This window comes from Faecalicatena contorta, from assembly GCF_001404335.1.
Lineage (GTDB): Bacteria > Bacillota > Clostridia > Lachnospirales > Lachnospiraceae > Faecalicatena > Faecalicatena contortus_B.
In genome coordinates this window covers 25700-37895 of the sequence record NZ_CYZU01000053.1, presented here as the reverse complement: position 1 = coordinate 37895, position 12196 = coordinate 25700, and the positions used below count along the sequence as shown (strand labels likewise).

Sequence of the window (12196 nt, the reverse complement as noted above, 5' to 3'; positions counted from 1 at the left end):
ATGAATTATGTAAAACCAGAATTAATTGTAGTGGCAATCGCCCTGTATTTTATCGGTATGGGACTCAAGAGTGCCCAGGCGGTAAAGGACAAGTATATCCCGCTGATCCTGGGCGGAGTGAGCATTGTGCTCTGTGCTATATGGGTGCTTGCAACAGGAGAGTTTGCGGGGAGTAAAGACATTGCTATGGCGGTATTTACAGCTATCACGCAGGGGATACTTGTTGCTGGCCTGAGTACATATGTAAACCAGATAGTTAAACAGATCGGTAAGACCGAATGAGGAAGAAGATATGTATGACAGATGGGCGCAGTTTGAAAGTGCATTAAAGGCAAAGAAAGAGAGGGACAAAAATATGTCAGAAGAAAAAGAAGTATTGACAGAAGAGGTATTTACCCCGCAGGCGGTAGAAGATTTTGGAATGGTCGGAATCGAAAAATTAATGGGTGTCTTGGAAGGACAGGAGGAGTAATCATGGGATATAACTATGTGATTGATCATACCCAGGTCAACTACACTCCGGGAAATTCCGGCAGACTGTATATCGTAATGCATTATACCGGCAACCTGACAGATACCGCAAAAAACAACGCGAATTACTTCCGGGATACAAAACGAGGTGCATCGGCTCATTTATTTGTTGATGAATCAGACGTGTATGAAGTTGTATCACTTAATGATTCAGCCTGGGCGGTGGGTGTAGATTATGGTGGGAGCCTGTTTGGACTCTGTACCAATTACAATTCCATCAGCATTGAGATGTGTTCCTCAGGCGGGAAGATTTCTGACCGGACAATCGATAATGCGGTAAGTCTGACAAAAAGTCTGATGAAAAGATACGAGATCCCAACCGAACGCGTGGTGCGTCACTGGGATGTGTGTGGTAAGAGCTGCCCTGGATGGGCTGGGTGGCTGCCGGGGAATGAGAGCATCTGGAATGATTTTAAAAGCCGTCTGACAGACGGAGAAAATGCAGCATCTGACAAAAAAGAAACCAAAAACGAAGGGAGAGAAACAACTATGCAATGTTTTTACACAGTAGATGGCAAGGGGCCGGTAATCTATTTTGACGGGAGAGAATTCCACCCGCTGTCACACCAGGATGAAATGACCGTACTGAACAGTATTTACAAGGCAAATAATGGGAAGGACATGCCATGTTTTAGCTGGCAGAGTAAGGCGCCGTGGCATGCAAGGCTACAGGCAGCGGTTAAGAGGACACAGAAGTAAAATTATAACCCGGGATCTTAAGGATTCCGGGTCTGTTTCTTTTCCCTGCATTTTCTAATTCTTACAGCATTTATTGTGGGTGATGGAGAATTATATTCTCCTTTAGTGTACGGCAGGTAGCTATATACACATGTCTTTGTAAGTTTGAGCTTACGGGATATATCGTCAATAGACAATCCCTTAGAGTATAAATCGTTAACAGCTATGCTTGTGTCAGACTCAAAAGCTCCTTCGGTAATAAGTATTTTTCGTACTTTTTGGCAGCTCATAGAGAATGCTTTTCTGGTTTGCTGTATAGAACCACAGGATTCATAATATTTTACGATTTCACTTTTCATTTTTTCACCCTTGATTTATCTGTGTCTTATTGTTATAATTTCATTGATGGGGAGCGGTGGCAAGCCCGCCCTCCCTGTCACCTATCCGATTCTTTTCTCTAATGCGTCTGTTCTGCGAATTAGTATTTCGTGTACGCGTTCAACCTCATCAAAAATGATTTCGTCCATTGCCTTTAGTTCTGCGGTATCTTTCATTTGTTGGCGTTTCAGCTCTTTCATTCTTCTTTCAATATCACTCACTTTTTCAAGTAACAAATCTAATTTTTCACTGTCTGTCATATGATTACCTCCAATAATTTTTCTGTAAGAAACTTGCCTTCCTTAACTATCTTTATTATACCCTAATATTAGGATAAAGTCAATAAGGTGTTAAAAATATTTTATTTTTTCTTCATCTGTTGCAGTAACCTCTATTATATCACCTGGCTGCAACCGGCTCATTAAGCATATCTTATTTAAGGTTTCTAATGTTATGGACTTACCAGCCTTTATATTAGTAATAGTTTGTTTTGGGAGAAGATTCTCATGCTGAATCCTAGTCTGATTAAATCCATTTTTCTTGAGTGCTTCAAATACATCTATTTTATACTTTATCATATCATCACCTCCAACTTCATATTACCACATAGTAAAGATAAGTCAATAAAAATATTCTAAAATTAGGATATAATGTATTGACAATACCCTGATATTAGGGTGTAATATAGTTACAAGATAAGGAAAACAAAGAAAAACGGAGGAAATGAAGATGAAAAAATATAACGGATATGATGCACAATATACTCAATACGGCATATAAACTGGTAGGCCGGTCAGAAATGACCAGATCGCACTGACTAAAATTACGATTTAGTTAAAATGAGTATCAAACTGTTTTGTACTAAGTTGTTAGCACCAAAACCACACACCAGATCCAGATTGATCCCTTCCTCCTCAAAATACCCTTCTTCAATAGCTACATACATTGGCGCATAGAAAATCGAATGCGCTACCTCATTCAAAGTGACATCGGTCATTTCAGTTTCGGTATTCTCTTTTTGTGTTTTTGATGTGGCTTTACCGGATGTTTCTTTTTCCTCTTTCTGTGAACCGCAGCCGGCCAGCAGCGCCATTACCATAACGGCTGCGAGCATTGCGGCAAGTATCCGCTTTTTCATAAAATTCCTCCTGTAACAATTCGGTCTCTTATACTATATGAAAAAAACCAAAATTGGTGTATCTGATCAGAAACATCAACAGCCGCAAATTGGTTTATATTAGCCGGAAGGATAGCAATTTTCAGCAACCTCTGCTATGATAAAAGTAACAGATGCAATAAAGGCATGATTCAAAAAAGAGGAAAACATATGAGAAGAGAAGCTGATTTAACTGCATGGGGAAAACTGTATGAAACCGCAGGGAAAATAAAGGCTCTGGAGCCCTGGAAGGATTTTTGGGACATGGATTTAATCATCGTGTGCCCAAAGGGGAAGAAAGTTCCTTACTTTTGCAGTATCATGGGACACGGCGGTGTCTGCTGCGGGATAAGCGTTTATAAAGGCGAAGAAGGACTCCGGGATTTTGATATGCTCACGATGGCTGATGTAGGGGGGATTCCTCTGGATTATGCGATGTATGAACAGAACAATCTGACCTGCTACTGGGGAGACCGGGAGGAAGTGGGGACAAAGCAGAAAAAAATAATCAAAGAACTGGGCCTGAAATTCCGCGGAAGAGGACAATGGCTCTTTTTCCTCTCTTTTAAAAAGAGATATACCCCATATCTTCCTGATGCAGAGGAGGTTGAGGAACTGACTGGAGTCTACGAGGGTCTTTTGGCTATCCTAGAGGATTACCGGCAGAACCACATACCGGTGGATTACGAGCAGGGAGAATATCTCTGGAGCATCTACAACAAAAAAGAGAAAAGATGGAAAAGCGAGATACATGCCCTTCCCTATGAACCGGAGAGTGCGATTGGCATTATTGAACTCAGCGATGAGATATTGAAAAAAAAGCTGCAAAAGTGTCCCTCCGTGGAAGGTGAGTTACAGATGGATTTTCTCTATCTGAACAACAGCACCATAGAAAATGAATATGACCGGCCGATTAACCCGCTGCTGTTTCTCGTAGTAGACGGCGAAAGCGGAATGATCCTGAACGTGGAACTGCTGGATCCGGAAGATGAGGAAATAGATTTTATCCTGAGTTTCTTCATTGATTTCACGCAGCAATACGGCAGGATAAAGACAATAAAGGCGAGAAATCCTTTAATCTACTCTGCGCTTGCAGATATCTGCCAAAGATGCAGTATCGAACTGACGAACGGAGATATGGCTGAGATCGACGAAGCCATCCAGGATCTGAAGGATCATCTTTAAGAAAATAAGTAAGGTTCTCCCATCTTCATAGGCAGAGAGAGGAATCAATAAAATCAAGATTAACGGCAGGCAAAGAAGCTATGCGGTCTTAAAATAAAATGCTCCCATCCGGGCAGAACAGAGTGCGGTTGAATACCGTCTGTCAGCCCGGATGGGAGCATTTCTAGGATTTTTTAATAATTATCGTGATCCTCCTCAAAGGGATCATCGTATTCATCCTCATAATCTTCTTCATCGCCTCTTCTGGAAGTAATCGTCAGTACAAGGAAGATAACTGCCAGCACAGCGCCGGCAATGGCGCCATACAGAAGCCATTTATCGTTTCCGCGCATCAGGAAGGCAAAAACGGCGCTTCCGATATAGAAGATCAAAGGAAGCACAAATGCGAATATCGTGCGCTTTTTCTGCATAATCAGAAGAAGCAGTCCGGATACAAGCATGCAAAGTGCAAGCACAATATATATGGTTCCGGTGGTAGCATTACTGCCCGCCGATATATTATTCAATCCTGCCATGAAGCCTTTATATGCGAAAAATCCAAATGCCACAATGGATATAATTCCAAAGATGATGCGCAGTGTTCTGAATTTGGGCTTAGGCTCTTCCTGATTCACAGGGGTTCTTTCCGGCTGCGAAACCGCTGTTCGGGCAGCAGAAGCTGCAGCGGGTCTCTTAGCAGGCTGCCTCTCTAAATTAGAATCCGGCCTCTTTTTCTTCACCGGTTTCCGATTTGGATCTGTGGAAAGCATATCTTCATAACTCTGTTTTACTGTCTGTTCTTTTTTCGCTCTTATTTTTTCAGGAGGAATATTGCCGTATTTCTGAGAGCTGTTTCCGGACGAAGCAGTGCTGCCTGCAGCTGCAGGCCTTCTCTGCGCTGGTCTGGCTCCAGCAGGGGACTGCTTTTTCACGGAAGCAGCGGGAGAGCCGTCGGAAGCAGCAGGTCTCTTTGCGGCGCCGCCGGGTCTGCCGTCGGGAGCAGCTGGTCTCTTTGCCGGAGCAGCTGGTCTGCCGTCGGGCGAAACAGGTCTTTTTGCCGGAGCAGCTGGTCTGCCGTCCGCAGCAGCAGGTTTCTTTCCCCCTGGAGCGGGTTTGTCATCAGGAGCTGCGGGCCTCTTTGATGTAGGCACAGGCTTCCCATCGGGAGAAGCAGGTTTTTTCGCTGAGGCAGAAGGTTTTCCGTCAGGAGAAACAGGTTTTTTCGCAGGAGCAGCAGTGGCTCCGTCAGAAGAAGCGGGCCTTTTTGTCGGAGCGGCAGGTTTCCCGTCGGGCGAAACAGGCCTTTTTGCCGGTGAGACTGGTTTCCCGTCGGGAGAGGCGGGTTTTCTGGCCGGAGCATTTGTCTTCCCGTCCGGAGAAGCAGGCCTCTTTGTCTGGGAAACCGGTCCGCCGTCAGAAGATGCCCTTTTTGAAGGTGCTGCGGCTGTACCCTGAAGAGTGCCGTCTTTTTTCGGTGCAGCCGGGTTTGCATTCGGAACCGCTGCCTTTTTGGCCTGGGACGGTTTAGCGTCGGCTGTCTGTGCATTGGCCGGTCTTGCCTTTTGCGGAACTTTATTATCGGCTGCCTGGGGCGCTGCTTTTTTCACAGAAGCTTTCCCGGATTCAGATGGAACAGTTGCATTTTTTGTATGATCAGAAGCGCTGGTATTCACCGCTTTTTTTTCTCTTTGTTTGTCCAGATTCCATTGCTTTCTGCAGTCTCTGCAGATTGCGTATTCGTTAAAGATAGGTTTACCATTCTCATCAACGCCTACTTGCTTGTTCTGAAGTTCAACGTCTTTACCACATTTCGGACATCTCATTTATGCATTCCTCTCTTTCATAGGTAGATTAACAATGGTTTTATTATAGCATTTTGTCAGGGGAAGAACAAGGAAAAATGCTATATCTTGCTGTTTTATGTCGAAAACACGTTACAGGACACATGATTTGGGCTGTAACGAAAACACCGCCATTGTATGAATGGCGGTGTTTTTTCGGGAAATACTATTTAGTAATTGTTATCGTGAGGCGGTTGTTCTGAAGCATTGGCATGTGTGGATGACTTGGCCTTGATAACAGGGGGCTGATACTGGTACAGATCATTATAGGCTTCCAGTTCTGCGTCAGACATCGGGAGAGAGGGGATCAGGCCCGTACAATCCATAGTTGATGCCGCATTTGACAGATAATCATAATCATCAATGATTTTTTCATTTTCTTTATTATTTAACATGAAATTCACCTCATTGATAGTATGTACGAAAGTAAAAATTGTATTCTGGAAGAAATATGGTATACTTAGAAACGTATGGAAAAATTAATGTGAAAAGAAAAGGGGGACGAATATGAAATTTGTAGCAGATACGCACGCACATACGCTGGCCAGCGGCCATGCATACAGCACGATCCGGGAAATGGCGGCGGCAGGAGCTGCTAAGGGCCTTCAGGCGCTGGCAATAACAGAACATGCACCCGAGATGCCGGGCACCTGCAATTTCATTTATTTTCAGAATATGGATGTTGTCCCGAGGGAAATGAATGGAATGCAGATGCTCTTTGGAGCTGAGCTGAATATCATGGATCCGGATGGAACCGTGGATCTGCCGGAAAGCATCTGCCGGGACCTGGATATTGTAATAGCAAGTATCCATCCGCCCTGCTATGGGAAGGGCCGCAGTATAGAAGAAAATACAAGGGCGTACATTGAAGTGATGAAGAAACCCTATATCAATATTATCGGGCACCCGGATGACGGGCGTTTTCCCGTAGATTACGAGGCCCTGGTGAAGGCGGCCGGTGAGACTAAGACGCTGCTGGAGCTGAACAACGCATCCCTGCGCCCCCAGAGTTTCCGCCAGGGAACCCGGGAAAATACGCTTACGCTGCTGGAACTTTGTAAACAGTACGGTGTTCCTGTCACAACAGGAAGCGATGCACATGTAGATGTGGATGCCGGAAATTTTCGAAATATACTGGACATCCTGAAATACTGTGACTTCCCGGAAGATTTGATTGTAACCACGGATTTTGAAAAGCTGAAGCCTTACTTAAACCGTTATAGCTCTCAGGGAAGCCTTTAAACGGTTGTGACAATTCAGTCAGACCAGAGCGTAAGTTACTATTCACGGCCCTGGGGCCGCGCATAATAACAGTTCAGGTATGCCTGAACTGTTACGCATACAGCCTATTTAAATTCGCCTGCGGCGAAGGGCGCTGTGCGCCGGTGGCGCACGTTTAGCACGGACCGAAGCGGAGCAAAGACCTGTATGCCTGCAACCACTATGTTTTCGTACGGTCTGCGCAGTAAATGCACAGACCTGTCTTAACTTTTACCGAGTGTAATCTTAAAACTGTATTAAACGTGATAAAAAGGTAGACTTTACAAGTTTAGTGTGCTAAAATGTAACGGTAGTCATTTGACTGATAAAGGAGATCGGTAGTATGAGTAAAAAGATAAGAACAGAGGCGGTAGATTATCTGTTTAGTGCCATACTAAGTCTGGAAAACAAAGAAGAGTGTTATACATTCTTTGAGGATATCTGTACCATCAATGAATTGTTATCACTCTCACAGCGCTTTGAAGTAGCGAAGATGCTGAGAGAACAGAAGACTTATCTGGAAATTGCAGAGAGAACCGGGGCTTCCACAGCAACCATCAGCCGGGTGAATCGTTCACTGAATTATGGGAATGACGGATACGACATGGTATTTGAAAGGCTTGGAAATAACGAAAAAGAGGATGCGTAAGCATCCTTCTTTTATTTTTTAGGCTGTTTGCCTTCTGAACGGGGCAGTTCGTCGATGATCTTTTCAATCAGCAGTTTTTTGACATACACATCAAAGCTGAGACTGCAGATAAAAGAAAACAGATGCAGATAACTGCGGTCATCCTCGTCCGCGTCAGGAAATGATTCCTCGGCTTTTTCAAAAGCCGCCCTGATCTCTTCCTGCAGCGGGTTGATCTGGGCCTTTTCCATCGCACAGATCGCTTCATAAAGCTCGGTCATGTCGAGTGTCTCCCCATCAGAGAAGGCCTTGTCTGTGATCGGCTTCAGCAGCGTCTCTATATCTTTAATAGAAAGAATGTTCTTAAAATAGTAGATAAAAATCAAGACAAGCACATGCTCCTTCGTGTACTTCTTCTTGACAGGGGGAGGAAGGAGATTGTTCTTGGCGTAATTGTTGATCATGGTTTTTGTGAGAATCTTATCCTCATGATAGCGTTTTGTCGATGCAAGCTGAGCATCCATGAAAGTCGTGACCTGATCCATATATAAATCTATATTGGGGATGTCTTCCGGATGAATATAATCAATGCGGGAGATACTTTCTAAAATACTGTTCAGCATATCATTCGTATTAATTGTCATATTATCACCTCAATGACTTTATTATATAGTAATCAATACTAGATGGCAAGCATTTTTAAGAGTAAAATGAATAAATTCATTTTGCACTATTATGTTAATCCACTGCTCGGAATTCATTCTCCAAAGTTTGATACATAACGTCAACGGGGGCGGGCATGCCGGTCCAGAATTCAAAATTTAAAGCGCCCTGCCGTACCAGCATCCCGATCCCGGTTATAATTTGGGCTCCACGGGTCTGCGCTTCTTTCAGAAAGAGCGGCATGACCGGATTGAAAACTACATCGCATGCGATCATATTTTCAGTGATACTCTCGTAGTTTATATCTGGTTTCTGTTCCACATTAGGATGGAGGCCAATGGAAGTTCCCTGGATCAGAATCTGGGTCTTTGCGGGAATATCCATGCCAGGTGTCCAGGGAAGGTACTCGGAATCAGTGCCCGTCTGTGATGCAATCAGTTCTGCCAGTTCCCTGCCTCTTCCCTCATTACGGTTAATAATCAGGATCTTTTGGGCTCCGGCAAGGGCGCATTCTACTGCAATGGCACGGGCGGCCCCGCCGGCTCCAAGGATGGTGACTGTCTTGCCCTCGGGGGAAACACCCTTATCTTTGAGGGCCAGGACAAAGCCTTTCCCGTCTGTATTTTCCCCGATCCAGGTTCCGTTATTATTGATCACGGTATTGACGGCGCCGATAATCCGGGCAGCCTCTGACAGCTGGTCAAGGTAGGGGATAATCGTGATCTTATGTGGCATGGTCAGATTCACCCCTCTCATATTGACTGCTTTTGCACCGAGAAAAGCCGCCTCCAGATCTTCGGACCTGACCTGCATGGTTATGTATCGGTAATTGAGATTCAGGGCCTCATATCCGGCCTCCTCCATGACGCCGGTCGGATTTCCGTCCACGGGATCCCCAAAAACTCCGGTAAGTTCAGCTCTATAATTTTTTTTCATATAATAACACGTCCTTTCTGTAAAAAATCTGAAAGTGTCAGGTATGCAGTATAGCTGCAGTTTAAAGGAACCCCAAAGGACTGTCCTTAATATATGCCCTGGCGGGCGGGTCTGCAGCAAACCTACAGATTATAGTATAGCATTTTAAGCCGCAGTCTTCAATGGAGGAAAAGGTTCTGCGGCAGTTCCGCTGCAAAGCATGTCGGAAAACCGAAGGATGGATTGGGAAAGAGGTTAAAATGAAGAGGGAAAACTTATTTTTGCGTGACAGAACTCTTGTTTTGTATTATAATCTCTTAGATAAGATGTAAAGCAGACAGGAGATACATATGAGTATATACGATACATTGAATGAACAGCAGAGAGAGGCGGTATACTGCACGGATGGCCCGCTTCTGATACTGGCCGGTGCGGGTTCGGGAAAAACGCGGGTCCTGACACACCGGATTGCTTATCTGATCGAGGAAAAGGGCGTAAATCCCTGGAATATACTGGCCATCACCTTTACAAACAAGGCGGCCGGCGAGATGCGTGAGAGAGTGGACAAACTGGTGGGGTTCGGTTCAGAAAGCATCTGGGTGAGCACCTTCCATTCGACCTGCGTGAGAATTTTGCGGAGATATATCGACCGGCTGGGATATGACAATAATTTTACAATCTATGATGCGGACGATCAGAAGACTCTGATGAAGGATGTCTGTAAACTAATCGATATTGATACCAAGGTTTATAAGGAAAGAAGCCTCCTTGGAGCGATCTCTTCCGCCAAGGATGAGCTGGTCACTCCGGAAGAATATGAACTTAATGCGGCGGGAGATTACGGGAAACAGAAGATCGCAAAGGTTTACCGGGAATATGAGAAACAGCTGCGCGCCAATAATGCACTGGACTTTGACGACCTGCTTGTGAAGACAGTACAGCTTTTCCAGACCCAGCCGGACGTACTGGAGAATTATCAGGAGCGTTTCCGCTATATCATGGTGGACGAGTACCAGGATACCAATACGGTGCAGTTTAAGTTTGTAAGCCTTCTTGCGGGAAAATATAAAAACCTCTGCGTAGTCGGTGACGATGACCAGTCGATCTACAAATTCCGCGGAGCTAATATTAAAAATATTTTGAACTTTGAACAGGAATTTCAGGATGCAAGAGTGATCAAACTGGAGCAGAATTACCGCTCCACGTCTAATATACTGAATGCTGCAAATGCAGTGATCAGCAACAACTGCGGCAGAAAGGAAAAGACGCTCTGGACAGACAACGGAGAGGGCGAAAAGATCCAGTGCCGCCAGTTTGATACGGGTTACGATGAGGCAGAGTTTATTGCGGAGGATATCCGGAAACATGTGAAAGAAGAAGGCTCCACTTACAACGACCATGCAATCCTGTATCGAATGAATGCACAGTCGCGTCTGTTTGAGGAACGTTTTGTTTCCTCTAACATACCATATAAGATAGTCGGCGGTGTCAATTTCTACGCAAGGCGGGAGATTAAGGACCTGCTGGCTTATTTGAAAACGATTGATAACGGGCAGGATGACCTGGCTGTCAGACGTATCATCAATGTGCCGAAGCGGGGCATTGGCCTGACAACCATCAACCGCGTACAGGAATCGGCCCTGGAGCGTGAAATCGGATTCTATGAGGCGCTGCTGGGCTTGGATCTGATCCCCAATATCGGGCGGAGCACGGCAAAGCTGGAGTCATTTGTGGCGTTGATCGAATATTTTAAAACACGGGCCCGGGTGGACAGCATTTCTGACTTAATGAACGAGATCATTGACAAGACTGGATATGTGGAAAATCTGGAAGCGGAGGATAAGGAAGATGCGCAGTCGCGTATTGAAAATATCGATGAGCTTCTAAGTAAAATAGCAGCCTATGAGGAAAACTGCCTTGAACAGGACGAGAAGCCTACGCTCAGCGGCTTTCTGGAAGAGGTGGCCCTGGTGGCGGATATAGACAGCCTGGATGAGAATCAGGATTATGTGGTGCTGATGACACTGCACAGCGCCAAAGGTCTGGAATTCCCCCATGTCTATCTGGCAGGGATGGAAGATGGGCTGTTTCCGAGTTATATGACGATTACATCAGATGATATCGATGAACTGGAAGAAGAAAGAAGGCTCTGCTATGTTGGGATCACGCGCGCGGAAAAAGAACTGACAGTCAGCTGCGCCAGGAGGCGGATGATTCGCGGAGAAACGCAGTTTAATAAAATGTCCCGGTTTTTAAAAGAAATTCCGCAGGAACTGCTGGAAACAGGCGCGGACTTCGGGGAAACATACGAAACGCCGGCACAAAATACATACCAGCAGGCAAAACAGCTGTTTAAGACAAAGGCATTTGCCCCGGCAAAAGTGGGGAAACAGTTTACCGTAACAAAAGAAAAAAGCCTGGATTATACCGTTGGGGACCGCGTGCGCCATATGAAATTCGGCGAAGGGCTGGTAAGGGATATCACAGAAGGCGGCCGCGATTTTGAAGTGACAGTAGATTTCGACACAGCGGGAACAAAGAAAATGTTTGCCTCATTTGCCAAGCTCAGAAAAATATAGAATTTATATAAAATTGGCATAAATAAGTAGTAATCTGAAAATGATAGTGATATAATAACCTAAAGTAAACCTGTATCGACAAGATGGGGAAAGGACGTGGAAATATGAGCAAAGTAGAGGAATTAATTGCCGAGACAAAATTAAATGAATTACTGCGTAAGAAAGAGGACGACAAGCAGAAAAATACAGTGCTCTGGGTTCTGGCAATTGTAGGTGCCGTAGCTGCTGTAGCAGGTATTGCATATGCAGTATATCGTTTCTTTACACCGGATTATCTGGAAGACTTTGAAGAAGATTTTGACGATGACTTTGATGACTATTTCAGTGAGGAAGACCAGGTATAATCAGGTAACCGAACTAAATCATGGACAGGATGTGGCGGGAACACTGCACCCTGTCCATT

The 12196-nt window shown here is 44.9% G+C and carries 16 protein-coding genes; 8 read left to right on the top strand and 8 right to left on the bottom strand.

Going from position 1 to position 12196, the window contains the following annotated elements:
- Genes ARB69_RS20515 through ARB69_RS20505 form a run of 3 tightly spaced genes read left to right on the top strand, consistent with a single transcriptional unit; the run spans window position 1 to window position 1230 of the window.
- On the top strand, window positions 1-282 hold the full coding sequence (locus ARB69_RS20515) for a phage holin family protein (RefSeq protein WP_055154875.1): 282 nt from the start codon (window positions 1-3) through the stop codon (window positions 280-282).
- 10 nt (window positions 283-292) lie between these two features.
- Window positions 293-472 (top strand): hypothetical protein, encoded by a 180-nt coding sequence (locus ARB69_RS20510; RefSeq protein WP_055154874.1) that lies wholly within the window; start codon window positions 293-295, stop codon window positions 470-472.
- A 2-nt stretch (window positions 473-474) separates the two neighbouring features.
- Window positions 475-1230, top strand: coding sequence for an N-acetylmuramoyl-L-alanine amidase family protein (locus ARB69_RS20505; protein WP_055154873.1), 756 nt, complete (start codon window positions 475-477; stop codon window positions 1228-1230).
- A 17-nt stretch (window positions 1231-1247) separates the two neighbouring features.
- Here ARB69_RS20505 and ARB69_RS26865 read toward each other — a convergent pair whose 3' ends face one another.
- The 4 genes from ARB69_RS26865 to ARB69_RS20490 all read right to left on the bottom strand — a co-directional run bounded on the left by ARB69_RS26865 (window position 1248) and on the right by ARB69_RS20490 (window position 2725).
- Window positions 1248-1568 carry a hypothetical protein gene (locus ARB69_RS26865; RefSeq protein ID WP_157355702.1) on the bottom strand — a complete coding sequence of 107 codons (321 nt, stop codon included), beginning with the start codon at window positions 1566-1568 and terminating at the stop codon, window positions 1248-1250.
- A gap of 81 nt (window positions 1569-1649) precedes the next feature.
- Window positions 1650-1847 (bottom strand): hypothetical protein, encoded by a 198-nt coding sequence (locus ARB69_RS20500; RefSeq protein WP_055154872.1) that lies wholly within the window; start codon window positions 1845-1847, stop codon window positions 1650-1652.
- Between the two features lie 90 nt (window positions 1848-1937).
- Complete coding sequence (locus ARB69_RS20495) at window positions 1938-2165, bottom strand: helix-turn-helix domain-containing protein (RefSeq protein ID WP_055154871.1); 228 nt, start codon at window positions 2163-2165, stop codon at window positions 1938-1940.
- A 245-nt stretch (window positions 2166-2410) separates the two neighbouring features.
- Entirely contained in the window at window positions 2411-2725 is a 315-nt protein-coding gene (locus ARB69_RS20490; protein ID WP_055154870.1) for an ABC transporter substrate-binding protein, read from the bottom strand.
- Between the two features lie 189 nt (window positions 2726-2914).
- Between ARB69_RS20490 and ARB69_RS20485 the strand changes: the two genes are divergently transcribed.
- Window positions 2915-3928 carry a DUF7309 domain-containing protein gene (locus ARB69_RS20485; RefSeq protein ID WP_050641259.1) on the top strand — a complete coding sequence of 338 codons (1014 nt, stop codon included), beginning with the start codon at window positions 2915-2917 and terminating at the stop codon, window positions 3926-3928.
- Window positions 3929-4101: 173 nt separating this feature from the next.
- Here the strand turns inward: ARB69_RS20485 and ARB69_RS20480 are convergent, their stop codons facing one another.
- Window positions 4102-5730 carry a tripartite tricarboxylate transporter TctB family protein gene (locus tag ARB69_RS20480; protein ID WP_055154869.1) on the bottom strand — a complete coding sequence of 543 codons (1629 nt, stop codon included), beginning with the start codon at window positions 5728-5730 and terminating at the stop codon, window positions 4102-4104.
- A 188-nt stretch (window positions 5731-5918) separates the two neighbouring features.
- The gene (locus tag ARB69_RS20475; protein ID WP_025655400.1) at window positions 5919-6143 is read right to left on the bottom strand and encodes a hypothetical protein; all 225 of its coding nucleotides are present in this window, start codon (window positions 6141-6143) and stop codon (window positions 5919-5921) included.
- Window positions 6144-6255: 112 nt separating this feature from the next.
- Between ARB69_RS20475 and ARB69_RS20470 the strand changes: the two genes are divergently transcribed.
- Window positions 6256-6990 carry a phosphatase gene (locus ARB69_RS20470; protein WP_055154868.1) on the top strand — a complete coding sequence of 245 codons (735 nt, stop codon included), beginning with the start codon at window positions 6256-6258 and terminating at the stop codon, window positions 6988-6990.
- Window positions 6991-7351: 361 nt separating this feature from the next.
- Entirely contained in the window at window positions 7352-7657 is a 306-nt protein-coding gene (locus ARB69_RS20465) for a YerC/YecD family TrpR-related protein (RefSeq protein ID WP_025655402.1), read from the top strand.
- A gap of 11 nt (window positions 7658-7668) precedes the next feature.
- Here the strand turns inward: ARB69_RS20465 and ARB69_RS20460 are convergent, their stop codons facing one another.
- Window positions 7669-8280: a DUF1836 domain-containing protein gene (locus tag ARB69_RS20460; protein WP_055154867.1), complete on the bottom strand. Its 612-nt coding sequence runs from the start codon at window positions 8278-8280 to the stop codon at window positions 7669-7671.
- 94 nt (window positions 8281-8374) lie between these two features.
- The gene (gene aroE / locus ARB69_RS20455) at window positions 8375-9235 is read right to left on the bottom strand and encodes a shikimate dehydrogenase (RefSeq protein ID WP_055154866.1); all 861 of its coding nucleotides are present in this window, start codon (window positions 9233-9235) and stop codon (window positions 8375-8377) included.
- A 329-nt stretch (window positions 9236-9564) separates the two neighbouring features.
- Here aroE and pcrA point away from each other — a divergent pair, with 329 nt between their 5' ends.
- Together pcrA and ARB69_RS20445 are read left to right on the top strand one after the other, a co-directional pair.
- A complete protein-coding gene (gene pcrA, locus ARB69_RS20450) occupies window positions 9565-11793 on the top strand; it encodes a DNA helicase PcrA (protein ID WP_055154865.1) in 2229 nt (742 codons plus the stop codon).
- Between the two features lie 104 nt (window positions 11794-11897).
- Complete coding sequence (locus ARB69_RS20445) at window positions 11898-12137, top strand: hypothetical protein (RefSeq protein WP_025655409.1); 240 nt, start codon at window positions 11898-11900, stop codon at window positions 12135-12137.
- The last annotated feature ends 59 nt before the right edge of the window (window positions 12138-12196 follow it).